Origin of the sequence: Pseudomonas nitroreducens TX1, assembly GCF_000313755.1 — a bacterium.
Taxonomy (GTDB): Bacteria; Pseudomonadota; Gammaproteobacteria; order Pseudomonadales; family Pseudomonadaceae; genus Pseudomonas; species Pseudomonas nitroreducens_A.
In genome coordinates, this window is sequence record NZ_AMZB01000114.1 from 1 (window position 1) to 24720 (window position 24720).

The window sequence follows — 24720 nt, forward strand, 5'->3', positions numbered from 1 at the left end:
CAACGCCTGGGACAACGAAGATTTCGTGAAGGCGGTGAAGGCCACTGGCAAGAAGCAACTGATCATCGCCGGTGTGGTGACCGAGGTGTGCGTGGCGTTCCCGGCGCTGTCGGCCCTGGCCGAAGGCTTCGATGTGTTCGTGGTGGCGGATGCGTCCGGCACCTTCAACGAGATGACCCGCGACGCCGCCTGGCGCCGGATGGAAGCGGCCGGTGCGCAGCTGATGACCTGGTTCGGCGTGGCCTGTGAGCTGCACCGCGACTGGCGCAACGATATCGAAGGGCTGGCGGCGCTGTGCTCCAACCACATTCCGGACTACCGCAACCTGATCACTGCATACAGCACCCTGACTGCTGGCAAATAACAGCCCGCTGAAATGAAAACCGGAGCCTCCCGCGAGGCTCCGGTTTTGCTTTTTGTAGGAGCAACTGTCTTCTTCTGCGAGTCCGTGCTCGGGGTTCTTCCCTCTCCCCAGCCCTCTCCCTGAAGGGAGAGGGAGCCGTCCGTGCTGGCGGATGCCACGGTTTCATCCTACTCCGAACGGTCCCCTCTCCCTTCGGAGCGGGGCGCGCAGCCAGGGTTAGGGAGAGGGCAAGCCTCCGCTGAGGAATACCCAACTACGTAGGAGCGGGCCCTGCCCGCGATCCGCTGGCAGGAACGGCGTCAGGCCGGATGACTCAGCGCGTGAAATCTTCCGCGCTGTGCCGCTCCGGCAACGCATCATCGCCCCAGGTGCGGTTGACCCGACGGCCTCGCTGCACGGCCGGGCGCGCGGCAATTTCGTCAGTCCAGCGGCGCACGTGGGTGTAGCTCTCCACGTCGAGGAACTCGGCCGCCTCGTACACCTGGTTGTTCAGCAGCGCGCCATACCAGGGCCAGATTGCCATGTCGGCGATGCTGTATTCGTCGCCGGCAATGTAGCGGTTCTCGGCCAGCTGGCGGTCGAGCACGTCGAGTTGGCGCTTGACCTCCATCGCGTAGCGGTTGATCGGGTACTCGTACTTCTCCGGCGCGTAGGCGTAGAAGTGGCCGAAGCCGCCGCCGAGGAAGGGCGCGCTGCCCATCTGCCAGAACAGCCAGTTCAGTGTCTCGGTGCGCTTGGCCAGGTCCCTGGGCAGGAAGTGGCCGAACTTTTCCGCGAGGTACACCAGGATCGAGCCCGATTCGAAGATGCGCAGCTCCGGCTCGACGCTGGTGTCCAGCAGGGCGGGGATCTTCGAGTTCGGGTTGATCCCGACGAAGCCGCTGCCGAACTGGTCGCCATCGCTGATCCTGATCGGCCAGGCGTCGTACTCGGCGCCGGTCACGCCCAGTTCCAGCAGTTCCTCGAGCAGGATGGTGACCTTCACGCCGTTGGGCGTGGCCAGCGAATACAGCTGGAGCGGGTGCTTGCCGCGCGGCAGCGCCTTGTCATGGGTCGGGCCGGCGATGGGCCGGTTGATGCTGGCGAAGGCGCCGCCGTTGCTCTTGTCCCAGGTCCAGACGCGGGGGGGAATGTAGGTTTCGTTCGCCATCTCGAGTGCTCACCGTGTGGGTTGAATGCTGTGGATGCTAACCGCCGGATCCGCTTCGCGTCAGTCGTTTTTCCGGCCTGCTGTTGCTGGGCGAACAGTGCGCGTCGTCGCGCTCAAGCGGTTGTTAGCTTATGCGTAAACGATATTAAAAATTAGTTGATGCGTGGTTTGAGATTATAAAAGAATCGCCGCTCAGTCCAATGGCGAAGCTCTGAAACGGCGCTTTCGCTCTGCCGATTTTTCGAGAGCCCCATGTCCGCCCAGTCCGTTGCCACTCCATTTCTTCGCCTCGAAGGCGTCGGCAAGTCCTTTGCCGAAAACCGCGTGCTGGTCGACCTGGACCTGGAGATTCGCGCCGGCGAGGTCCTTGCCCTGCTCGGCGCCAACGGCGCGGGCAAGTCGACGCTGGTGAAGATCATCGCCGGTTCCCACGGCCACGACGCCGGGCAGTTGCTGATCGATGACGTAGCGGTCCGTTTCGCCTCACCCCACGACGCCCGGCGCCACGGCATAGTCGCCGTTCACCAGCAGGTGGAGCAGGGCGTGGTGCCCGGCCTGAGCGTCGCCGAAAACCTCCTGCTGGACGAACTTTGCGGCGCCTCCGGCTCCCTGATCTTCCGTCCGCGTGAAGCCCGCAAGCGCGCCGCTGAAATCGCTGCCGGCCTGGAACTGCACCTGCCGTTGCAAGCGCCCATCGAAACCCTCGGCACCGCCGAGCGGCAGTTGGTGATCCTGTCCCGCGCGCTGGCGCTGAACCCGCGCCTGCTGATCCTCGATGAACCCACAGCATCGCTGTCGACCCACGAAGCCGAGCGTCTGTTCCAACTGATCGACCGCCTGCGCGAACACGGTGTGGCGATCCTCTATATCTCCCATCGGCTGTCTGACCTGCAGCGCGTGGCCGACCGCGCACTGGTGCTGCGCGATGGTCGCCTGGCCGGCGAGTTCGCGGCGCCGCTGGACCTGGGTGCGGCGGTGGAAGCCATGCTCGGTACCGCGCTCGGTGACGTGCAGTTGCAGCCGCCGGTGCGCGGCGAATCCGTGCTGTCCCTGCGCGACTGGCAGCTCGAGCCCGACAGCGTGGCCTTCGACCTGGACCTGCATGAAGGCGAGGTCGTTGCCCTGACCGGCCTGCTCGGCGCCGGCAAGAGCGAGATCGCCGACGTGCTGTTCGGCCTGCGCAAACATCACGCCGGCTCGGTGCGTCTCGACGGGCACGACTGGCTGCCGCGCACACCATGTGAAGCCATCTCCGCCGGCGTGTTCTTCGCCGCCGAGGACCGTGCGCGAAATTCGCGGGTACCGGGCTTCTCGGTGCGCGCGAGCATGACCCTGCCGTTCCTGCACCGCTTCACCCGCTTCGGCTTCATCGACCGCCACGCCGAGCGCGCCGAAGTCGCGGCGCAGATCGACGCGCTCGGCATCAAGGGGCCCGGCGCAGAACATCCTCTGGAGTTGCTCTCCGGCGGCAACCAGCAGAAGGTCATTCTCGCTCGCTGGCTGCTCGGGCAGGGCCGCGTACTGATTCTCGATGAACCCTTCCAGGGCGTTGACGTGCGTGCTCGCCGCGATATCGGCCAGCGCATCCGCGCCAGCGCCAGCGGCCGCGCCACGCTGGTGATCTGCAGCGATCCGGACGAAGCGCTGGAGATCGCCGACCGCATCCTCGTCGTGCGTGACAGGGCGGTGGTTGCCGAACTGCCACGGCACGACCTGCAACGCAGCGAAATCATCGCCCACCTCACTCCAACTCACCCTCCACGCCAAGAAACGTTGCATGTCTGAAAAGGAGCCGTGCGTGTCCAGAACTGCCGCGGGTAGCCCAGCGTCGCCTTCCATCGCCCGCTTGCTCGACTTCCTCATCCACTATGCGCTGCTCCTGCTGCTGGCCCTGCTGGTGCTGGTGTTCGCCGTGCTGGAACCGGCTTTCCTGCGGGTCGGCAACCTGTTCCTGGTACTGCAGTCGGTGTCCATCGTCGCGCTGCTCGCCCTGGGCGTGACCCTGAGCATGGCGGTGGGCGGGCTCGACCTGTCCATCGGCGCGGTCGCCGCGCTGAGCCTGATGAGCGCCAGCTATGTGATGGTGGTCCTGGACTGGGGCCCGCTGGCGGCGATCCTCATCAGCCTCGGCCTCGGCACCCTGGTCGGCCTGCTCAACGGCTGGCTGATCGTGCGCATGCGCGTGCCGGACATCCTCGCCACCCTCGGCAGCATGTTCCTGGTGGTTGGCGTGCAGCTGATTCCCACCGGTGGCCGTTCCATCGCCGTCGGCATGACCCTGCCCAACGGCGATGAAGCGCCGGGTGCCTTCGCCAGCGGGTTCCTCGCGCTGGGCCGCGCGCAACTGTGGGAGCGCGTGCCGGTGCCGGTGGTGATCATGCTCGGTTGCGCGCTGCTGGTCTGGCTGTTCCTCGAACGCACGCGGCCGGGGCGGCTGTTCTACGCCATCGGCGGCAACGAGCAGGCCGCGCGTCTCGCCGGCGCGCCGGTGGAGCGCTACAAGCTGCTGGCCTACGTGCTCTCGGCGCTGCTCGCTTCGCTGGGGGGATTGCTGCTGGCAGCGCGCCTGGGACGTGGCGACGTCAGCTCAGGCAACGGGCTGGTGCTCGACGCCCTCGGTGCCGCGTTGATCGGCTTCGCCGTGCTCGGCGCACAGAAGCCCAACGCCTTCGGAACCCTGGTGGGCGCGGTGCTGGTGGCGACCCTGCTGAACGGCCTGACCATGCTCAATGCGCCGTACTACGCACAGGATTTCGTCAAGGGCGCCGTGCTGGTCTCGGCCCTCATGTTCACCTTCGGTCTGGCCCGGCGCGGGCGATGATCGTCACCTTGTTTCGGAGATCCAATCCATGAAGTTCATCCCCGCCAAATCCCTGCGCGCGTTGTTCGCCGCCGGGCTGCTGTTGTCCGGCGCAGCCAGCGCCGTCGCGGCTGGCTTGCCCGGAGCCCCCGCACCCTTCGACAAGGGCGGTGTGCAGATCGCCCTGGTCGGCTACCTGTTCTCCGGCGACTTCCCCGAAGCCTACCTGCGTGGCGTGGAGAAGCAGGCCAACGCGCTGGACGTGAAGCTGCGCGTGTTCGACGCCCGCCAGCAGGCCGCCACCCAGCGCGAGATGCTGGAGCAGGCCATCGACCTGGGCGTGGACGGGATCATCGTCCAGCTCGGCCTGGCGGAAACCCTCAAGGATTCCATCGACAAGGCGTTGGCCAAGGGCATCAAGGTGGTGACCTTCGACGTCGACGTGAGCGACCCGCGCATCACCCGCGTCGAGCAGGACCACCGTGAGCTGGCGCGGCTGGCGCTCAAGCAGGTGCTGCAGGACAACGGCAACACATTCGACGCGGGCTACGTGTACATCGACGGCTTCACCCCGATGGAGCGCCGTGACGAAATCTGGCGCCAGGTGAAGGCCGAAAACCCCGGCATCGTCGAGAAGGCGCGCTTCGGCACGCTCAATGCCCCCATTGCCAACTCGGTGGCCGACCAGGCCAGCGCCGTGCTGCGCGCCAACCCGGACATTACCGTGTTCTTCGCGCCCTTCGACGAGTTCGCCAAGGGCGTGAAGATCGCCGTGGACGAAGCGGGGCTGGGCAAGCAGGTGAAGATCTACAGCGCCGACATTTCCACCGCCGACATCCAGATCATGAAGGAGCAGGGCAGCGCCTGGAGCGCCACCGCCGCGGTCAACCCGGAAGTGGCCGGCGCCATCAGTGTACGCAGCCTGGCGCTGCGCATCGCCGGTGAGAATCCGGGCGAGCAGGTGCTGGTGCCGCCGACGCTGATCACCCGCCAGCAATTGCTCGACCTGGACGTGAAGAACGTCCGCGACCTGGCGCGCAAGGTGCCGGCCTTTGGTGAGGCGCAGAAGGTGGCGCAGGCGCCGTGGATTCCGCTGGCGAACTGAAGGGGCAGGGTATGCACGACAAGGCCGGGCGCCTGAAGAAGGCGCGCTCGCCGGCTGGCGATCCGCGTTATGGCGAGCGCCTGCCACCGGGGCAGGTGCTGACCGAGCGCTTCCCGATTCTCCATGAAGGCGAGGTGCCGGAGTACGCGCGCGAAACCTGGCGCCTGCGCCTGTCTGACACGCTGTCTCGGCACGGGCAGCAACCGCTGGAGCTGAGCCTGGACGATCTGCTGGCGTTGCCGCAGCGCGAACTGGTCTGCGATATCCATTGCGTCACGCGCTGGTCGAAGTTCGACACCGCGTGGCGGGGCGTCCACCTGTCTGACCTGCTTGCCCACTGCGGCGTGGAGCCGCCCGGCCCGTTCGTCCTGGCCTACGCCGATCACGACTACGAGACCAACCTGCCGCTGGAGGACCTGCTGCGTCCGGACAGCCTGCTCGCCACGCACTACGCGGGCGAGCCGTTGACCCCGGTGCACGGCTGGCCGCTGCGGCTGGTGGTCGCCGGGCGCTATTTCTGGAAGAGCGCGAAATGGCTGCGCGAGCTGCACTTCAGCGACAGCGACCGCCCTGGATTCTGGGAACGCAATGGCTTCCACAACGAGGCCGATCCCTTCCGCGAGGAGCGCTTTTCCGGCGAGGCGCTGGCTATTCCCGAGGACGAGTGGACCCGCAAGGCGTTCGATTGAGCGTCGCGCTGTTGCTGCAGGAACAGTAGCCACTGTTGCGCTGGAAGCACTGATAACTGGTTATAACCAAAGCATTTTTTATTCGTTTAAAAGCATTCTGCCACTAGCTAGGATGACGTCTTCCCCATCGGGTCAGGGATGACCGGCGATACCGAGAAGCCGCGCCTTTTCGCTCATCACGAAGAGAGACCGGCCCCGACACCTGGAGCGCTTTCCCGAGCACTGTTTTCGCCCGCCTGAGGGGAGCAGTCGCTCGCGGTTTCCGGACTTCCGACACCAACCGCTCGAGCCCATCAGAAACACACACCAGCGGAGTTCCGGACTCGCCGCCAACGGCGAGTGGCGCTCTTTAAGCGAGACAGGAGTACTTCGCGTGTTATCCCGTTCCCTCATTGCCGTTGCGGTGGCCTCCGTCATCGCCCAGTCCGCCGCGCACGCCGACGAAACCTCGTCGAGCGCCGAAGCCACCACCAAGCTGGAGACCGTGCTGGTCACCGGCACCCGCGGCAACAACCGCACGCTGCTGGATTCGCCGGTGCCGGTGGATGTGCTCACCGCCGACGACCTCAAGTCCACCGGCGCTGTCGGCGGCGAGCTGGGCCAGGCCCTGGCCACGCTGCTGCCCTCGTTCAACTTCCCGCGTCAGTCCAACTCCGGTGGCGCCGACCACGTGCGCGCCGCGCAGCTGCGCGGCATGAGCCCGGACCAGGTGCTGGTGCTGATCAACGGCAAGCGCCAGCACACCTCGGCGCTGGTCAACGACTCCTCGAAGATCGGCCGCGGCACCGCGCCGGTGGATTTCAACTCGATCCCCATCAGCGCCATCAAGCGCATCGAAGTGCTGCGTGACGGCGCGGGTGCGCAGTACGGCTCCGACGCCATCGCCGGGGTGATCAACATCATCCTCGACGACGCCCCCGAGGGCGGCGAGGTGACCACCAGCTACGGCGCCTATCACACCCATCAGGACGCCATCGGCAAGACCACCACCGACGGCCAGAATTCCTACACCGCGGCCAAGGCCGGCACCCGCCTGGGCGAAGACGGTTTCATCCGTGGCGGCGCCGAGTTCATCAACCGCGAGCCGACCAACCGCGCCGGCTACGACGGCTTCGCCGACACCCCCGGTCAACGCAACTATGTGATGGGTGACGGCCTGGCGCGCGACGTCAACGCCTGGTTCAATGGCGATGCGGCCCTGGGCAGCGGCAAGCTCTATTCCTTCGGCCTGTACAACGAGCGCCACACCACGGGCGCGGAGTTCTACCGCTACCCGGACGAGCATCCGGAGATCTACCCCAATGGCTACCTGCCGCAGTCCCTGGGCGACAACACCGACCTCTCCGGGACGGTGGGCTACAAGGGGCTGATCGCCGATACCTGGGACTACGACGCCAGCGTTACCCACGGTCGCAACCGCTTCGAATCCTCCACCCGACGCACGCTCAATGCCTCCCTGGGCGAGGACACGCCGACGCGCTTCGACACCGGCGACTACGAACTGCGCCAGAGCGTCGCCAACCTTGACCTCAGCCGCGAGCTGAGCCTGGCCGGGCGGCCCTTCGTGTTGGCGCTGGGTGGTGAATACCGCTACGAAAACTACCTCACCACCGCCGGCGACGCGGCCTCCTACTACGGCGTTGGCGCGGACGGCGCGAACGGCCTGCGCCCCAGCGAGGAGTCGGATATCGACCGCAATGTATTCGGCACCTACATCGACCTGTCAGGGGATCTCACCGACCAGTTCTTCGTCGATGCCGCCGCCCGCTGGGAGCGCTACGACGATGCCGGCAGCAAGCTCACCGGCAAGCTCAGCGGGCGCTACCAGCTGACTCCGGTACTGGCCCTGCGTGGCGCGGCGTCGACCAACTTCCGTGCGCCATCGCTGGCCCAGGTCGGCTACCAGAGCACCACCAGCAACTTCGGCGACGGCGGCACGCTGACCGATATCCGCGTGCTGTCGGTGAACGATCCGATCGCCCGCGCGCTGGGCGCCGAGAAGCTCGACCCGGAGACCTCGAAGAACTTCAGCCTGGGCCTGACCGCGCAGCTCAACGAGCGCTTCGACCTGTCCTTCGATGTGTTCCGCATCGACGTCGATGACCGCATCACCCTGTCCCAGCGCATCGGCAGCGACGCCATGGAGCAGTTCATCCAGGACAACTTCGGCGTGGCCGGCGTGCATGACGTGAACTTCTTCACCAACGCCGCCGACACCCGCACCGATGGCGCAGAGCTGGTGCTCAACTACCACCAGCCCTTCGTTGGCGGCCAGTTGGGCGTGACCACCGCGTACACCTACAACCACACCAAGGTGCGCAGCACCAAGGCGACCCCGCAGCAGTTGTCCAATCTCGGCATCGGCGAGGACGCGCTGGTCGGCGTGGAGGAGCGCAACACCCTCACCGACGCCGCGCCCAATGACCGCTTCATCCTCACCACCACCTGGAGCGATGCGCAGTGGAACCTGCTCGGCCGCCTGACCCGGCAGGGCGAGGCCACCCGCGTGTTCGACTTCGGCGACGGCTACCACCCGGAGCAGACCTATGGGCCGGTGTGGCAGCTGGATGCCGAGGTGGCCTACAAGTTCACCCCGCAGTTCAGCCTGGCGGTGGGCGGCAACAACCTCACCGACAACTACCCGGAACGCTCAAGCTCCGAGATCAACTACGGCGGCAACCTGCCGTACGACGTGCTCTCGCCGATCGGCTCCAACGGCGCGTACTACTACGCCCGCGCGAGCTATTCGTTCTGATCGTCTCTTCTGAAAATCCCAGGGGCCGCAGCGCGGCCCCGACTCCTTTTACGGAGCCGACTCATGGCTGACAACTTCGCCGCCGACCAGCCGGCCGGCCCGCGCCGGCACCTGGGCGCCGTCCATGCGTTGCTGCTGACGCTGGGCATGGTGATCACCAGCGATATACTGAAAACCGCGCCCACCGTGGCGCTCAACGTCGGCCAGGAACACTTCTATCTGGTGTGGATTCTCGGCGGCGTGCTGTCGATGGTCGGTGCGCTGTGCTACGTGGAGATGGCCTCGGCTTTCGCCCATCCCGGCGGCGACTACCACTTCCTCGAACGCGCCTACGGCCAGCGGGTGGGCTTCCTGTTCGCCTGGTCGCGCTTCGCCATCCTGCACACCGGCTGGATCGCGCTGATGGCCTTCCTCTTCGCCGATCACTTCAGCGCCGTGCTCGGCCTCGGCCAACTGGGCAATGTGCTGCTGGCGGGCGGGTTGGTCGCCGCGCTGGTGGCGCTCAACCTCGTCGGCTGGCGGACCAGCTTCGGCACTCAGGCCGGCCTGGTGCTGCTGGTGGCGGCAGGCTTCCTCGGCATCGTCGGCGCCGGCCTGTGGCTGGCGTGGCGCGGCTTCGTTCCCCCCGTTGCGCCGCCGGTCGAACCGGAGCAGGTCGGCGTGGCCGGCTTCTCCGCTGCGCTGATCTATGTGTTCCTCGCCTTCGGTGGCTGGAGCGACGCAGCCACGCTGTCGGCGGAGCTGCGCGACAACCGCCGGGGCATCTTCACCGCCATGCTCGGCGCGCTCGCCGCCTTGCTGCTGATCTACCTGGCGCTGAACTGGGCCTTCATTCGCGGCCTGGGATTCGACGGCCTGGCCGCCAGCGGCGCGCCGGCGCTGGAGCTGCTGGGGTTGGCCTTCGGCGCGCCGGGCATCGGGCTGATCATGGCGGTGGTGGTGGTCTCCGCGGTGGCCAGCATCAACTCCACGCTGATCGTCGGCAGCCGCACCACCTACGCCGCTGCCAGCGATGTACCGGCACTGCGTGTGCTCGGTCGCTGGGACGTGCGCCACGGCGTACCGCGTGCCGCGCTGCTGGCCGAGGGTGTGGTGGCGCTGCTGCTGATCGCGGTCGGCGGCTGGAGCGGCCACGGCTTCAACACCATGGTGGAGTACATGACCCCGGTGTACTGGCTGTTCCTCAGCCTGAGCAGCGTGGCGCTGATCGTTCTGCGCCGTCGTAACCCGGAAGTGCCGCGGCCGGTCCGCGTGCCGCTCTATCCGTGGCTGCCGCTGGGCTTCCTCGCGGTGTGCCTGTACATGCTGTACTCCAGCGTCGCCTATGTCGGCTGGGGCGCGGTGCTCGGCGTGGGCGTGCTGGCGTTGGGAGCGCTGTTGCAACGGGTCCTGCGTCCGCGAACGGGGCAGGCGCCAGGCTGGTCGGAGGAGGGCGTGTGATGCGCGCACACGCACTGTGGCGCAACGGCGCCGTGGCGGTATTGCTCGCGGCGCTGGTCGGCCTGTGGCTCAACGAGCCGTCAGCCAGCGCCAGTGGCGAAGCCAGCGGCCGGCGCATGCTGCGCACCGAGCTGTATCTGGAAGCAGTAGAGCTGTCTCAATGGGAGGACTTCCTTAGCCGCGAGGTGACGCCGCGCTTCCCCGATGGACTGAGCTGGCTCGACCTGCACGGCCAGTGGCGCGGCCCCAGCGGCGGGCCGGAGAAGCTGCCGTCGCGGATGCTGATCCTCATCCACGCCGACAACCCCTACACGCGCCAGGCACTCACGGATATCGGCGCGCACTTCAAGCAGCGCTTCGGCACGGCAGTGCTGCAGGTCAGCAGCCCGGTTCGCGCCCGCGATCCGGACTGGACGCCGCAGCGCCTGGACAACCCTCAGCTGTCGCGCTGAAGCCCGGCCTCGATCAGGTCGAGCATGTAGCGCGGCAGGGCGAACGCTGCCTGGTGCACCTCGGGGGTGTAGTAACGGGTCACCAGGCCGCTTCTGGCGAAGCGCTGGCGCAAGGCGTCCAGGTCCGTGCGGCGCACCTTCTCGCTGTTCGACGCCCAGCCGAAGGCCATGCTGCCGCCGATGTAGGTTGGCACCGCCGCATGGAAGAAACCCCAGTCGGCAAAACTGTCCGCCAGCCGCCGTGCCGTGCCGCCCAGTTCCTCCGGCTGGAGGAAGGGCACGCCGTTCTGCGTGGCGAGGATGCCGCCGGCGCCCAGGCGCTGCTGGCAATTGCGGTAGAAGGCGTCGGTGAACAGGCTGGCGGCCGGGCCACCCGGATCGGTCGAATCGCAGAGGATCAGGTCGAAGCTCTCGCGGCTCTGCGCGAGGTACTCCAGGCCATCGGCGTAGACCAGCCGTAGGCGCGGATCGTCCAGCGCGCCGGCCGAATGATTCGGCAACAGCTCGCGGCACAGTTCGACCACCTGCGGGTCGATCTCCACCGCGACGATTTCCTCGATGCCGGCGTGCCGCACGATCTCCCGCAAGATGCCGCCATCGCCCACGCCGATCACCAGTACGCGGCGCACCGATCCGTGGGCGAGGATTGGCACATGGGCAAGCATCTCGTGGTAGACGAACTCGTCCGCCTCGGTGGTCTGCACCACGCCATCCAGCGTCAGCACACGGCCGAAGCGCCGGTTGCGGAATACCTGTACGGCCTGCTGGCCGGTGTGGCCCTGGTAGATCGGCTCATCGATGGTCAGCGCCTGCGCGTAACCCTCGTGCAGCGTCTCGCGGAACATCAGAACGACACCTGAGCCGGTTGCGACAGGCGCAGCACGGAGAGGTCGCCGGTGATGCGCTTCCACGCCAGGCGGATCGCCTCGATGTCCTTGCCGCGCGCGGCGGAGTCTTCATGCAGGATCACGATCACCTTGGTACTCAGCCGCTCCGGCGCCGACGCGCCGTGGTCCTTCCACTGGCCGTAAGCGTCGTAGGCGGTGAAGCCGTCCGGGAAGCGCGGCGTCACTTCCTGGTCGAGGAACTGACGCCAGCGCTGCTCGCTGATCGTCTCCTTGCCGTTCTCCTGGCCCAGCGCGAAATACAGCTCGGTACGCAGCCATTGCGCCTGCGCCGGCCGCGTCGGATCACCCTGCAGGGTGGAAGTGGAAGGGTTGGTGGTATGGACGGAAGGAGCGGGCGGGGTGGCGCAGCCGAACAGCGCCAGGGCGAGGCTGGCGGCGAGCAGGTGGCGGAGCATGGGACTTCCTTGCGGTAATGAGAGTTGAGCCAAACCGCCACTATAGGTCGCCGCTGGTTATTTCTATAAATATTAAAAACGCATTCTCATATGCTCGTTTAAGAGCTTCGTCGAGAGCGGCGCGAGCGCTCTAGGTCGAGCATCTGCGCCGAACCGGAATATCTTCCGGGCTGGTTAGATTCAATATTCACTACGGTTCTTTGCTCAGTACTGGATGAGATATCCATATCGCTGAAATAGAGGCTTTTTGTTCTGGCGTGTGCGCTATGGCGCCATTGTTGAAAGTACTACGAACAACATCGCCGACATCGAATCCGAATCGCGGGTCGACACGGCGAAACCCGCCGTTCCCCCGCCATCTTGTCGCGCCGCTGCACCTACCTAGAATCGGCCCCATTCGCAGCACTTCATTCCAATCGATTCAGGGAGCCCCACCATGATGAACGCCATGCAGATGCCGATGAACACCAACGCCATGATGCCGATGATGGGCATGCCCATGATGATGGCGACCATGGAATGCGAGATGCTCGACGACGGCATGATGTGCAAGATGAAGCCGGCCATGGGCATGGAAATGGCCATGTTCCGCAACAGCGCCGAGATGATGGCGATGATGATGAATTGCGGCATGCCGATGATGATGCACTGCGGCAACATGATGATGATGGGCATGTCCCAGTCCGCCATGGCCATGATGCCGATGATGGGCATGATGAACCCGATGATGCAGATGCCGATGATGGGCATGAACATGGGCATGCCGACCATGAAGTGCATGATGGAGTGCTCCATGCAGGGCGACATGATGATGTGCAAGATGATGCCGATGCAGGGCATGAACATGGAGATGTTCAAGAACTGCTGCATGCTGATGAACAAGATGATGGAGTGCGGCATGCCGATGATGATGAGCTGCAACGGCATGCCGACGATGTGCTGCACCTGCTGATCGCGGCGCGCTGAACACAAAAGGCCCGGTGGGTTACCCCACCGGGCCTTTTTCATGTCAGTTTTCTTGCGGCGTTCGACTCAGTCCAGGCGCTCCGCGTACGTCGTCACCAGATACGCCACCGCCTCGCTGTCCGCCGGGTTGCGGTAGCTGTGCGGCTGGTCCGCGTAGAACAGGATGGAGTCGCCGGTGCCGAGGAGAAAGCGCTCCTCGTTGACGCTGATTTCCAGCACGCCCTGGGCGACCACCAGGTTTTCCTGGGTGCCCGGTGCGTGACCGGTGGAGTGTTCGGTGGCGAGGCCTTTCAGGCGCAGTTCGTAGAATTCCACCTGGCGCGAGACGTCGAAGGGGAACAGCGCGCGGCTGACGAAGGCGCCGTCGCCGCTGACCAGGCGCTTGCTGTCGCGCGCGGGCAGCACCGCCACGCCTTCGAAGGCGCGGTCATCGAGGAAGGCGGCGACCGAGACCTTCAGGCCCTGGGCGATCTTGCACAGTACCTTGATCGACGGGACGCTGCGGCCGGATTCGATCTGCGCGAGCATGGTGCGGCTCACACCGCTGAGGCGGGCGAGCCCATCGAGGGAAAGGTTGCGCTTGGCGCGCAGGCGCAGCAGGTTGCTGGCGACCCGTTCGCCGATGGGGTCTTCGGGAGTGCCGGGAGTTGCGTCGAACTCCACGGCGGGCAGCTCCGTGGAAAGCGACAGGCCCATGGATCAGGCCTCGCGGCGGCCGCTGTCGCGGCTCTGCTGGACGATCTGGAAGGCATCGTAGCCGGCGCGCTGGGCATACAGCATCCACATCAGCTCGGCCTGGCGACGGGCCTGGCGGCGCGTGCGGTGGCGGGCGAGGTCGATGATGTTGTCGGTGCGGTCCATGGCGGCTCCAGAAGGCTTGCAGGCAAGCCGGTTGCGGTGAGTTGGAGCTACCTTAGCCGTGATCCTGTTAGAACCAGAAATACTGAATTAGCATTTGGTAATTACTTAATAACCTATAACGGGCGTGAAGGGAAATCCGCCTGGACCGCCACGGACACGGCGTCCGGCCGCCAGAATTCCTGGTCGAACTCCACCAGCAGGCCGTCCTCGGCGTAGTTCAAGCGTTCCAGCACCAAGTTGCTGGCCCCCGAGGCCAGTTGCAGCAGCTCGGCCTGGTCGTCGTTGACGGTGCCCAGGCGCAGGTTCAGTGTGCAGCGCGTCTGCACCTTGCCGAAGCGCTCGCGCAGGACGGTGGTCAGCGAACGGTCCAGGCGCGCGTCGAGCAGGTCCGGGCACCAGCTGGCGAGTAGGGTGTTGGTCTCCACCAGCACCGGGCGGCCGTCGATCAGCCGGCGGCGGTGCAGGCGGAACACCGGTTCGTCCGGCGAGGGCAGGCCCATGCGCGCCGCCAGCCAGGCGCCGGCACGGCGGCGTTCGGCGCTCAGCAGTTCGGTCAGCGGCTCGCGGCCTTGCCGGCGCACGTAGTCCATGAAGCTGACCAGCCGCGTTGGGTCGTAGTCGATGCGCGGCGGGCTGAGGTACCAGCCGCGGCGGTTCTCGCGGTAGATCAGGCCTTCGGTTTCCAGTTGCTGCAGGGCCTGGCGCAGGGTCACGCGGGTGCACTCGAAGCGCTCGGCAAGGTCGCGCTCGGGCGGCAGTTTCTGCCCGGCGAGGAAGCGCCCCTGGGCGATGTCCGCGGCCAACTGGTCGCGGATGCGCGCGTAGTGCGGTGGAATGGCCTGGTAGAGCATGGCGGCCCTCAGTTGCCCGCGGCCAGCGCCGGAGCGCGGGGCGGTTCGTCGCGCAATTCGCGCTGCCAGGCCAGCAGGCCGTAGATCGCCAGCACCACGAAACCGGCATAGAGCCCGGCGGTGAGGTACAGCGCCTTGTAGAGGAACACCCCGGTGTAGACGACGTCGAGGATGATCCACAGCCACCAGCTGGCGACGTACTTGCGCGCCGCCCAGAAGCTCGCCACCAGGCTGAAGGCGGTCAGCGCGGCGTCCAGCCAGGGCAGGGCGGCGTCGGTGTGGGTGTGCATCGCCCAGCCCAGCGCGAAGGCGCCGACAGCGCCGGCCAGGCAACTGGTGACGGCGGTGGCCAGCGGCAGGCGTTCGACGCGCACCTTGCCGTGGTCGCTGCCGCCCTGGCTCCACTGCCACCAGCCGTAGAACTGCAGCACCACGAAGACCAGCTGCAGGAGCATGTCGGAGTAAAGCTTCACGCTGAAGAAGATCCACGCATAGAGCAGCACTGCTACCACGTTCACCGGCCAGCACCAGCGGATACGCCGGGCGGTGAGCCAGACGCCGAGCACGTTGACGATCACCGCGATGATTTCCAGAGCAGACATTCGCGCTTACCTCAGAAGTTGACGCTCGCCGTCAGGCGAGCCGTGCGCGGCGCACCCTGGAACAGGTAGCCGTCGCCGAAATATTCACCGACATCGCGCCAGTAGCGCTTGTCGAACAGGTTGTCGACGCTCAGCCGCAGCGTGGTCGGGTAGTCGCCGATCCGTGTGCTGAAGCGCGCGCCGGCGTCGTAGACGGTGTAGCCGCCGACTTCCACGGCGCCATCGCGGTCGGCGTACTTGGCGCCGCTGTAGCGCGCCGCGCCGAGCAGGGAAAGCCCCGGCACGCCGGCCAGCGCATAGTCCGCTTGAAGACTGGCGCGCAGGCGCGGGACGTTGATCGCCTGGTGGCCTTCGTAGTCGTCGGTACCGCTGTTCACCACGCGCGAGCGGATCGCCGCGACGCTGCCGCTCAATTGCAGCGCGGAGGTTACCCGGCCACTGGCGGACAACTCCAGCCCGCTGTTCTTCTGCTGGCCCTGCTGCACGTAGGTGAAGGTGCCGTCGCCATTGGGCCGGGCGAACTGGTAGGCCTGGTGGATCTGGAACAGCGCGGCGCTCCAGTCGAAGCCTGGCAACTCCTGCTTGATGCCGAACTCGACCTGGCGCGAGGAGGTGGGCGCCAGGGTGTCGCCGGCGTTGCTGGCAAACCACGGCGCTTCGCCGCCCAGCGACAGGCCCTTGCTGTAGCTGCCGTAGATCGATATATCCGCGCGCGGTTTGAAGATCACCGCGCCATTGGGCAGGAACTCCGAGCGGCGGGTATGGCGGGTGGTGTCGCCGTCGCTGTCGAAGGTGCGTTCGTCCAGGCGCACCTGGCGGCCGCCGAGCACGACCTGCCATTGGTCATTCAGCGAAATGCGATCGCTGGCGAACAGGCCGTACTGGCGGCTGTCGAGGTGGCGGTAGCTGTGGCCGGGCTCGCCATCGAAAGGCTCCACCGCGCCGATGCCGGTGTAAATGTTGCCAGTGCCGACCCATTCGTTGAGTTCCGGGCGGCTGTCCAGCACGCGGCGGAAGGCCGAGGTGCCGACCGTCAGCTCGTGGCGCAGCCAGCCGGTGGCGAACTGGCCGTGCAGGGCCGCTTCCAGTTCGTCGTTGCGGCGGGTGTCGTCCGGGCTGCGGAAGTCGTAGAGGTCGTAGTCGCCTTCCGGGCTGAAATAGTTGGGCACTGCCGAGTCGGCGCAACTGGCGGCGCCGTAGCAGCCCCAGGGGAAGGCGCTGTAGTCGTCGATCACCACCTTGCTGCGCGAGGCGCTGAGGGTGCCGGTCCAGGCATCGTCGAAGCGGTATTCGAAGCGCGTGTTGAGATTCAGCGACTCGATGCGTACCGGGTCGGCCCAGCTCTGGTAGCCGAGGCGGTCGTGCGGGTCGATGCCGTGGGGCAACTGCGTGCCACCGAGCAACTGGTAGCCGGGCGCCGAGGGCTGGCGGCGGTTCTGGTATTCGGCGTCGAACTGCCAGAGGGCGTTGGGCGAGAGGTTCCAGTCCAGCGCCAGGGAGGCGAAGTCGCGCTGGCCGTCGGTGTGGTCGATGTAGGAGCGCAGGTCCTCGTGGGCGAGGTTCACCCGCACGCCGACGGTCTGCTCGCTGCCCAGCCAGGCGCCGACGTCGGTGGCAACATAGCGGCCACCTTCATCGTCGGTACCCAGGGTCACCGAGCGCACGTCCTGCGGCCGCTTGGTGACGTAGTTGATCACCCCGCCGGGCTCGGAGACGCCGCTCTGCAGGCCGGACAGGCCCTTGAGTACCTCGACCTGCTCCTTGTTCTCCAGCGCCACGTTCTGCTCGCCGGTGAGGGTGCGGCCGTTGATCTTGTAGCTGCTGGCGGCGTTGAGCGAGTAGCCGCGGATCTCGAAGTTCTCGTAGTAGCCCACCGGCGCGTAGGCCTCGCCGGTGGAGGCGTCGTTCTTCAGTACATCGCTGAGCAGGCGCGCCTGCTGGTCCTTGAGCAGGGCCTGGTTGAACACCGAGATGGATGCCGGCGTGTCCAGCAGCGGGGCTTCGCCGAAGCCGCCGACCGAGGCGCGATTGCTGGCGTAACTCTCGGTGTCGTGGCCGATTACCGTGATGGTATCCAGGGTCGTGACGTCTTCGGCGTGGCCGGGACCGCTGGCCAGCAGCACGGCCAGGGTCAGCAGGCTGAGGGGAAATCTCGTGCGCGCGGGGCGCGGCAGGTACTGCATGGAACGCTCCTGAAAGTCGCCGGGGCGTGCGCCGGGAATGCACGGGGCCGAGCCCCTCCCGCGCGAAACGGATGGCCTTGGATGTGAAACGGGTTGGCCCGTGGAGGGGCTGTCAGGCCGGAGCTGCTCCGGTGGTCAATGGCAGCGAGGGATCTGCGGCCCACTCCTGCAGCGAGCCGTCGTAGATCGCGACCCGCGTTTCCCCGGCCAGTGTCAGCGCCAGGGCGAGGGCGGCGGCGGAAATGCCGCCACCGCAGTACAGCAGCAGCGGCGGCTCGGCCTGGCGCAGCCCGGCAAGAGCTTCCCCCAGCGCCGCGCCGCGCCGGTAGCGGCCGTCGTCGTCGAACAGGCTGCGCGCCGGCAGGTTGCGGCTGCCGGGGATGTGCCCTCGGCGGGCGTAACGGCTGACGGCGCTGCCGTCGAACAGGGCGGCGGACAAGGCGCAGACCAGCGTGCCGTCCGCTTTGCCGGCCACCACTTGCTCGACGTCGCGGCGGTCGATCCAGAAGCGCTCCCGGTAGTTTGCCGGGGTCGACAAGGTGCCGCTTTGCGCCTCGGTGGATTCGCCTTGCTGCAGCGCAAAACCGGCGGCGATCCAGGCGCGCAGGCCACCCTCCAGCACCGCCGCGTCGATGCCCAGGCTGCGCAACATCCACCACAGGCGCGCCGCCCAGAAGCCGTCGCTGCGGTCGTAGATCACGATCAGCGAATCGTCGTGAAGGCCCAGTTTGCGCAGGGCGTCCTTCGCCCGTTGCGGATCAGGCCGGGCGAAACTGAAGGACGCTTGCGGGTCGGCCAGGTCGCTGAGCAGATCGGCATGCCGCGCGCCGCGAATGTGCCCGGCGAACCAGCCGGCGTGGCCGCTCTCGACGCGGTAATCGCCGTCGAACGCCGGTGCCGCAAGTTCGACGCTGGCGTCCAGCAGGCACAGGCGCGGGTCGTCCAGCGTGGCGGCGAGTTCCTTGGCGCTGATCAGAATGTCGCTCATTTCAATCCACCTTCGCGGCCAGTTGGCGGATGTGGTCCAGCAGGCGCTGGCCTTCGCGGTCGAGGAACCAGCGCGTGTGGCCGATCAGGTAGTTGTCGTAGGCCAGCGAGGCGCTTTCGGCCGAGCCGAGGATGCCGTGGAAGTAGATGACCTCGGACAGGGCGAAATCCGCATGCACCAGCGGCAGCAGCGCCGCCAGGGCGAGCAGGTCGTCGCGGTTCAGCGGGCGCACGCTGGCATAGCCTTGCAGCAGGGCGTCCAGCGCATCCAGGTCGGCGACGGCGGCGCGGCCCTGGTCCAGCTCGAGCCAGGGCACCAGATTGCGTTCGATGGCGGTGGCCAGGTCGAACAGCGCGAAGCTGCGGTCGCTCAGGCCAAAGTCCAGCACCGAGACCACCTGCGCGTGCGGGCCGTCCTCGCTCCACAGCAGGTTCGAGGCGTGCCAGTCGTTGTGGGTCCACAGCGATGGCTGGCGCTGCAGGTAGGGTAGCAGTTCGCGTTGCAGTGGCAGGTGCAGCTCGCTGAGGGTTTCCTTCCATGGGCGTGCCTGCAGGTACTCGGCAAGGGCGGGCGCCTGCTTGAAAGTCGCTTCGATGGCGGCCAGCGGGTCCGGCGCGCCGAACAGTTTCAGGTTGCTCAGCAGCACGCCGGCAGTGCGTGAGGGCGTGTCGAAACCTTCGGCGGCGCGATGCAGTTTCGCCAGCGCGGCGCCGGCTGCGAAGGCGTGGCCGTTGTGCTGGAACGGCGTCCAGGACAGCGCGTCACGGTACAGGTCCAGGCCTTGGGCTTTCTCGTGGACCTCATAGGTCCAGCCGTCGCGTTCGATAGCGCTGCGGCCCTGGCGATCACGCAGTACCTGCGGCACTGGCGCACCGCGCCGGGCGAGGTGATCGAGGAAGGCGTGTTCCTCCGCCAGCCATGCCGCCGTGCGCACGCGGGGCGAGTGGCGTTTGACGAACAGCGTGCCGCTGGCGGACTCCACCAGCGCGGCGGCGGAGAAGGGCCGGGGGCTGTGCCAGGTCAGGCGTGCCGCGTCGCCGGCGGCCGGAAAGTCGGCGAGCAGCGCGCGGACTTCCGCGGCGGTCAGCACCGGCCAGTCGGGCTCCACCGGGTCCAGGCCCATGCCGTGGCTCAGGCGTTTCGTCATGCTGGGTTCTCCACTTGCCAGGCATTGCTGGTGGCGCCGCGCCAGACCTCCGGGTCGCGCAGCACACCGTATTCATGCAGCCACTGGGCGTACGGCTGCAGCAGTTCTTCGCGCTGCTCGCCCCAGCGGCCCTGGTGCAACCAGCTGGGCGCGATGCGCCGCAGGGATTCTGCCAGCATCGGCTGGGGAAAGTAGGGAATAGTGCGTTCGTAGACCGGCAGCGCGGCTTCCGGATCGGCCGCTGCCGCGAGGAATCCGCGCGCGGTGACCGCGAGGAAACGCCGTGCGATCTCGGCGTTGGCGTCGAGCCAGTCCTCCCGGGCGCCGAGCAGATAGCTGTGGTAGGGCGGGGCGCCGATTTCGTCCACCGGCAGCACCACGCGGCGCTCCTCGGCAATGGGGCTGGGCAGCAGCGCTTCCCAGGCCCAGTAGCCGCCGAAGCTGGCGTCGGCGATACCGGCGGCCAGCTCCTCGGGGCGCAGCTCGCGCAAGCCTGCGTCGACCAACTCCACCGCATCCGGGTCGCCGCCATCGCGGGACACCAGGTGGCGCACCATGGCCAGGCCGCGCGGCGTGGGGTTCAGCGCCAGGCGTTTGCCCTGCAGGTCACGGGGGCGGCGGATGCCGCTGTCCGTCAGGGTCTGGATCGACTCCAGGCCGCGATGGTTGATCGCCGCCACGCCCAGCAGCGGCTGGCCCAGCTCGCGGCGCACCAGCAGGCGGTTGCTGGGGAATATGCCGAAAGCGGCGGCACCGCGCGCCAGGTGCTCCAGGGTGTCGCCGTGGTAGGGGTCGTGTACCACCAGTTCCACGTCCAGTCCCGCCTCGCGGTACCAGCCGCGTTCACGGGCGAGATAGAAACCGGCCGAATTGGGCCAGGGATGGAAATATTCGAGCATGACCCGCAAGGCAAACATGGAAGCTTTCTCCGATACGGCCAACGGCCGACTACTGCGATGGGCGTATTGAAGAGGAGGCTATTTGGTATATACCAATATGAATTTCACTGGCTTTTATAATTTATAGGAATAAAAAGGGCTGACCGCTCCCAGCCCAACGCCAGCGACAGAGGTTCGGCAAGTCGCTCTGTCGCGGGCGTCGCGCCAGGTAGAGGCGTTCGAGTTTCTCTTCGAGTGCGAACCGAGAAGGCGGAGCCTGCGCGACTAGGAGGCCTCGACTTCGGCGCAGTGGAAGGCGGCCACCCGGTTGCGTCCGCCGTTCTTGGCCTGGTACAGCGCACTGTCGGCGGATTGCAGCAGTTCGGCCCAACTGGCCGGCTTGCAGCGAGAGGTGCTGGCTACGCCGATGCTCAGGGTGAGTACGCCCAGCGGGCCGTGCTCGTGGGGTACCGCGAGCGCCTGCAGGCTGGCTCGTATCTGCTCGGCCAATTCCAGGGCTTCCGCTTCGCCGCTGTCGCCCAGCAGCACGACGAATTCCTCACCGCCGAAGCGCGCCGCGCAATCGGTCGGCCGCCGCGACCATTCGGCGATCACGCCGGCAACCGTCCTCAGCGCAACGTCGCCGGCCGGGTGGCCATAGTGGTCGTTGTAGGCCTTGAACTTGTCGATATCCATCAGCATGACCGACAGCGCCGCGCCGCTGCGCTGGTAGCGCGACCATTCATGGTCGGCGCGCAGGTCGAAGGCGCGGCGGTTGTTCAGCCCGGTCAGCGGGTCGGTGCTCGCGGCCAGGCGCAGTTCGGCTTCCTGGCGATCGCGCTCGCGTATCTGACGCAGGGCGATCATTGCCAGGCCCATCACCGTGCCGACCAGGGACATACCCAGCAGGCCGATCAGGCCGGCGCGCCAATACCAGTCTTCGTAGATCTCCTCGGAGGGCAGGGCGACGCTGAATACCAGTGGGTAGCCCTCGACCGGGCGGAAGTCGTGCCAGCGTTCAAGGCCGTCGCTGTTGGTGTCGAAGAAATTCTCCGCGCCGTTGCTGCGGTAGTGCTCGAAGGATTCGTTCAGCGTCTCCACCGGCACCGAGTCGGGCCAGTGCGCCAACAGTGTGCCGTCGCGCATGTGCAGGCTGACGGTGCCTTTATCGCCCAGGTTGAGGCCGCTGAACAACTCGTTGAAGTAGGCCAGTTCCAGGTTCGCGCCGACTATCCCGGAGAAGCTGCCGTCCTCGCGCTCCAGCCGGCGGCTGATGGCGATGCTGTTGCGGGCGTCGCTGGAGTAAGGGATGTAGGGGTGGCTGAGATAGGAAGCATCCGTCCGCGAAATGCGCAGCGCCTGGAAGTACTCGCGACCGGAGAGGTCCAGGCGCGTGGGGATTTCCTTGCCGAAGCTGTAGGTGGCGATGCCGTCGGCGTTGGTCAGGAATACCGAACCCATCCCGCGGGTGGGGGCGGTGTAGGCCCGTAGCAGCAGGTTGCGGGTGTCCGTGGACAGGCCGCGTATCTCCGGCTGGGTGTGAGCGCGGGCTATGGCCTGCAACGTCATGTCGTAGAGGTCGAGGTTGCGCTGGATGTCGCGCTGCACCAGCAGGGCGATGTTGTGGCCGTTGGCGCTGGCGACTTCCAGGGCGTCGTGGCGCATTTCCAGAATGGCAGAGAATGACAGCGCGCCGATGGCGGCGGTCAGGCCCAGGCTGGCGAGAAGGACGGTGCTCGAATGGCGGATCGGCATGCCGGTATCCATGCAAGGCCATAATGGGGGCGGCGGCATATCAGTACGCGCCTCAAGGCATATAGCAGCTAATGGCCGGGTTGTCCGGTATTCCACGGCCTGCTCCCAGGGACGGGTCGGGGTGGTCGTCACGTGTCGATGAACGGCCCTGCTACAGACCGGTGGTTTGGCGCACGGCGGTCGTCATCGCCTTGCGCTCTGCGCGGCGCCTCGGTCAGCATGCCGGCCGCCACTTTGCTGAAAAGAATCGCCGACCATGCGCCGCCTGCCTTCGCTTACCGCCTTGCGCACCTTCGAATCCGCCGCCCGCCATGCGCATTTTGGCCGCGCTGCTGCCGAGCTGTGCGTGACCGACAGTGCGGTCAGCCACCAGATACGCCAGTTGGAAGAACAACTGGGGGCAACGCTGTTCGAGCGCCAGGGCCGCCAGGTGCAGCCTACTGCCCAGGCGCGGAAATTGCTGCGCAGCCTGCAACAGGCGTTCGAGCTGATCGGTTCGGCGTGCGATGAGTTGCGCGACCCCGGTTCCCAGGCGCAACTGCATATCGCGGTGACGGTGGAGCTGGCGCAGAAGTGGATGGTGGGCCGGCTGGCCGACTTCGCCGAGCGTTATCCGGAGATCGTCCTGCACCTGCATGAACAGCCGCTGGAGGCAGCGGGGCCGGCGGCGGATATCGATCTGGCGATCACCTACGGTACCGGGCCGGCGGACGCCAGCAGCTATTTCGTGCGGCCGTTGCCGACCCTGCAGTTCTTCCCGGTATGCAGCCCTGGCCTGTTCAACCAGTCGCCGCTCAAGCACCCGCGCGACCTGGCGCGCCATTGCCTGCTGCACGACGACCAGGACGGCAAGTCCTGGACCGCCTGGCTGACCACCCACGCCAGCGACATCCGCCCCAACCGCCATGTTTATCTCGGCCACGCCGGACTGACCATGGAGGCGGCCGTGCGCGGGCAGGGCGTAGCCATTGGCGACAACCTCACCAGTGCCGAAGACCTGGCCAGCGGGCGGTTGGTACGCCCGTTCGCCGCGCAGATCACCTCGCTGGGGCAATATGCGCTGGTGTGCGAACGCCTGCGTCTGGAGAAACCGGCAGTGGCGAATTTCGTCGAATGGATGACTGACCAGCTCAACGACATGTGATGTGGACGGAGCCCGCTCCTGCGAAGCCTTTGGATTCATCTATCGGGTTGTAAAAGTTGAATTGAATTCAGCTATTCCGCGAAATTCATCAATGGTGCTCTCTGCGGTGAGGCGGCAACCTTGAGGTATTCCAGTCCCTGATTCCGGAGTACCGCCGATGTCCCGCACCCACAGCACAATGCCCAAGGCCGACGGCTTCCGCCTGCCCGGCGAGTTCGAACCCAAGGCCCGCTGCTGGCTCGGCTGGCCCGAGCGGCCGGATGTCTGGCGCAATGGCGGCAAGCCGGCACAGAAGGTCTGGGTCGAGGTGGTGAGCGCCATCGCCAGCAGCGAGCCGGTGACCGTCTGCGCCTCTGCCGCGCAATATGCCAACGCCCGCCGCATGCTTCCCGAGCACGTGCGGGTGGTGGAAATGACCTGTAACGACACCTGGTTCCGCGACAGCGGCCCGGCTTTCCTGGTCAATGACGCCACCGGCGAGATGCGTGGCGTGGACTTCCAGTTCAACGCCTACGGCGGGCTCGATGGCGGCCTCTACTATCCCTGGGACAAGGACGATCAGATCGCGCAGAAAATCCTCGAAATCGAGGGTTTCGACCGCTACCGCGCTTCGATCATTGCCGAGATGGGCAGCATTCGCAGCGACGGCCAAGGCACGTTGCTGACCACCGAGCAATGCCTGCTCAACCGCAACCGCAACGCCCATCTGGGCAAGGAAGAAGTTACCCGCCGGCTCTGTGACTACCTGGGCGCCGAGCAGGTGATCTGGCTGCCGCGCGGCTGCAAGTTCGACGAAACCGATGGCCACGTCGACGACCTCGCCTGCTTCGTGCGGCCGGGCGTGGTGGTGATGCAGTGGACGGACGACCGCAGCGACCCGCAGTGGGAAATCTATCAGGAGGCCTACGACGTGCTGCGCAGTGCGCGCGACGCCCGTGGCAACTCTTTGCAGGTGCACAAGCTGCCGCAGCCGCGGGTGCTGGAATGGACGGCTGCCGAGGCAGAGGGCCTGGATCAGGTCGATGGCAGTTTCGACCGCCAGGAAGGCACGAAAATATGCGCCTCCTATATCAACTTCTACACCGGCAACTCGGCCATCGTCATGCCGTTCTTCAACGATCCCAACGACCGCATCGCCCAGGGCGTGCTGGCTGAGCTGTTCCCGCACAAGCGCGTGATCGGCATCGACAACTCACGGGAAATCCTCCTGGGCGGCGGCAACATCGGTTGCATCACCATGCCGCAGTACGCGGCGCCGGCGCGCCACACCTGAGGTCCCCACACGGC

Annotated in this window: 23 protein-coding genes; 11 read left to right on the forward strand and 12 right to left on the reverse strand. The window is 66.5% G+C overall.

Annotation, left to right across the window (positions count from 1 at the left end; all coding sequences use genetic code 11):
* Positions 1–364: isochorismatase family protein (locus C167_RS0115115; RefSeq protein ID WP_017519116.1), on the forward strand; the 364-nt coding region annotated here is incomplete at its 5' end.
* A gap of 313 nt (positions 365–677) precedes the next feature.
* Here the strand turns inward: C167_RS0115115 and yghU are convergent.
* Complete coding sequence (gene yghU, locus C167_RS0115120) at positions 678–1514, reverse strand: glutathione-dependent disulfide-bond oxidoreductase (protein WP_017519117.1); 837 nt, start codon at positions 1512–1514, stop codon at positions 678–680.
* Positions 1515–1766: 252 nt separating this feature from the next.
* On the opposite strand from yghU, the gene C167_RS0115125 reads away from it, so the two are divergent.
* The 7 genes from C167_RS0115125 to C167_RS0115155 all read left to right on the forward strand — a co-directional run bounded on the left by C167_RS0115125 (position 1767) and on the right by C167_RS0115155 (position 10755).
* Positions 1767–3299, forward strand: coding sequence for a sugar ABC transporter ATP-binding protein (locus C167_RS0115125; RefSeq protein ID WP_017519118.1), 1533 nt, complete (start codon positions 1767–1769; stop codon positions 3297–3299).
* Positions 3292–4335, forward strand: a complete 1044-nt coding sequence (locus C167_RS0115130; protein ID WP_017519119.1) for an ABC transporter permease subunit — start codon at positions 3292–3294, stop codon at positions 4333–4335. The genes C167_RS0115125 and C167_RS0115130 overlap by 8 nt, the downstream gene beginning before the upstream one ends.
* Positions 4336–4363: 28 nt before the next feature.
* Complete coding sequence (locus C167_RS0115135; RefSeq protein ID WP_017519120.1) at positions 4364–5419, forward strand: substrate-binding domain-containing protein; 1056 nt, start codon at positions 4364–4366, stop codon at positions 5417–5419.
* Positions 5420–5430: 11 nt separating this feature from the next.
* Positions 5431–6108 (forward strand): sulfite oxidase-like oxidoreductase, encoded by a 678-nt coding sequence (locus tag C167_RS0115140; protein WP_017519121.1) that lies wholly within the window; start codon positions 5431–5433, stop codon positions 6106–6108.
* 373 nt (positions 6109–6481) lie between these two features.
* The gene (locus tag C167_RS0115145; protein ID WP_017519122.1) at positions 6482–8863 is read left to right on the forward strand and encodes a TonB-dependent receptor plug domain-containing protein; all 2382 of its coding nucleotides are present in this window, start codon (positions 6482–6484) and stop codon (positions 8861–8863) included.
* A gap of 63 nt (positions 8864–8926) precedes the next feature.
* Positions 8927–10303 (forward strand): APC family permease, encoded by a 1377-nt coding sequence (locus tag C167_RS0115150; RefSeq protein WP_017519123.1) that lies wholly within the window; start codon positions 8927–8929, stop codon positions 10301–10303.
* Entirely contained in the window at positions 10303–10755 is a 453-nt protein-coding gene (locus C167_RS0115155; RefSeq protein WP_017519124.1) for a DUF3574 domain-containing protein, read from the forward strand. The genes C167_RS0115150 and C167_RS0115155 overlap by 1 nt, the downstream gene beginning before the upstream one ends.
* Here the strand turns inward: C167_RS0115155 and speE are convergent.
* The gene (speE, locus tag C167_RS0115160) at positions 10740–11600 is read right to left on the reverse strand and encodes a polyamine aminopropyltransferase (protein WP_017519125.1); all 861 of its coding nucleotides are present in this window, start codon (positions 11598–11600) and stop codon (positions 10740–10742) included. The genes C167_RS0115155 and speE overlap by 16 nt on opposite strands.
* The gene (locus C167_RS0115165; protein ID WP_017519126.1) at positions 11600–12058 is read right to left on the reverse strand and encodes a DUF3574 domain-containing protein; all 459 of its coding nucleotides are present in this window, start codon (positions 12056–12058) and stop codon (positions 11600–11602) included. The genes speE and C167_RS0115165 overlap by 1 nt, the downstream gene beginning before the upstream one ends.
* A gap of 436 nt (positions 12059–12494) precedes the next feature.
* Between C167_RS0115165 and C167_RS33745 the strand changes: the two genes are divergently transcribed.
* Complete coding sequence (locus C167_RS33745; RefSeq protein WP_081596678.1) at positions 12495–13010, forward strand: hypothetical protein; 516 nt, start codon at positions 12495–12497, stop codon at positions 13008–13010.
* Positions 13011–13090: 80 nt separating this feature from the next.
* Here C167_RS33745 and C167_RS0115175 read toward each other — a convergent pair whose 3' ends face one another.
* The 9 genes from C167_RS0115175 to C167_RS0115215 form a co-directional block, all read right to left on the reverse strand.
* Positions 13091–13720, reverse strand: a complete 630-nt coding sequence (locus C167_RS0115175) for a helix-turn-helix domain-containing protein (protein ID WP_017519128.1) — start codon at positions 13718–13720, stop codon at positions 13091–13093.
* A gap of 3 nt (positions 13721–13723) precedes the next feature.
* Positions 13724–13885, reverse strand: coding sequence for a hypothetical protein (locus C167_RS34865; protein ID WP_017519129.1), 162 nt, complete (start codon positions 13883–13885; stop codon positions 13724–13726).
* Between the two features lie 113 nt (positions 13886–13998).
* Positions 13999–14736: a UTRA domain-containing protein gene (locus tag C167_RS0115185; RefSeq protein ID WP_017519130.1), complete on the reverse strand. Its 738-nt coding sequence runs from the start codon at positions 14734–14736 to the stop codon at positions 13999–14001.
* An 8-nt stretch (positions 14737–14744) separates the two neighbouring features.
* On the reverse strand, positions 14745–15338 hold the full coding sequence (gene pnuC, locus C167_RS0115190) for a nicotinamide riboside transporter PnuC (protein WP_017519131.1): 594 nt from the start codon (positions 15336–15338) through the stop codon (positions 14745–14747).
* A gap of 11 nt (positions 15339–15349) precedes the next feature.
* Positions 15350–17521 carry a TonB-dependent siderophore receptor gene (locus C167_RS0115195; RefSeq protein ID WP_017519132.1) on the reverse strand — a complete coding sequence of 724 codons (2172 nt, stop codon included), beginning with the start codon at positions 17519–17521 and terminating at the stop codon, positions 15350–15352.
* Positions 17522–17633: 112 nt separating this feature from the next.
* A complete protein-coding gene (locus tag C167_RS0115200) occupies positions 17634–18509 on the reverse strand; it encodes a sulfurtransferase (protein WP_017519133.1) in 876 nt (291 codons plus the stop codon).
* Position 18510: 1 nt separating this feature from the next.
* The gene (locus C167_RS0115205; protein ID WP_017519134.1) at positions 18511–19656 is read right to left on the reverse strand and encodes a phosphotransferase enzyme family protein; all 1146 of its coding nucleotides are present in this window, start codon (positions 19654–19656) and stop codon (positions 18511–18513) included.
* A complete protein-coding gene (locus tag C167_RS0115210) occupies positions 19653–20573 on the reverse strand; it encodes an ABC transporter substrate-binding protein (RefSeq protein ID WP_017519135.1) in 921 nt (306 codons plus the stop codon). Before C167_RS0115210 ends, C167_RS0115205 begins: the two co-directional genes overlap by 4 nt.
* A 246-nt stretch (positions 20574–20819) precedes the next feature.
* The gene (locus tag C167_RS0115215; RefSeq protein WP_017519136.1) at positions 20820–22289 is read right to left on the reverse strand and encodes a sensor domain-containing diguanylate cyclase; all 1470 of its coding nucleotides are present in this window, start codon (positions 22287–22289) and stop codon (positions 20820–20822) included.
* Positions 22290–22545: 256 nt separating this feature from the next.
* Between C167_RS0115215 and C167_RS0115220 the strand changes: the two genes are divergently transcribed.
* Positions 22546–23433, forward strand: coding sequence for a LysR substrate-binding domain-containing protein (locus C167_RS0115220; protein ID WP_017519137.1), 888 nt, complete (start codon positions 22546–22548; stop codon positions 23431–23433).
* 157 nt (positions 23434–23590) lie between these two features.
* On the forward strand, positions 23591–24706 hold the full coding sequence (gene aguA, locus C167_RS0115225) for an agmatine deiminase (RefSeq protein ID WP_017519138.1): 1116 nt from the start codon (positions 23591–23593) through the stop codon (positions 24704–24706).
* Positions 24707–24720: the final 14 nt, after the last annotated feature.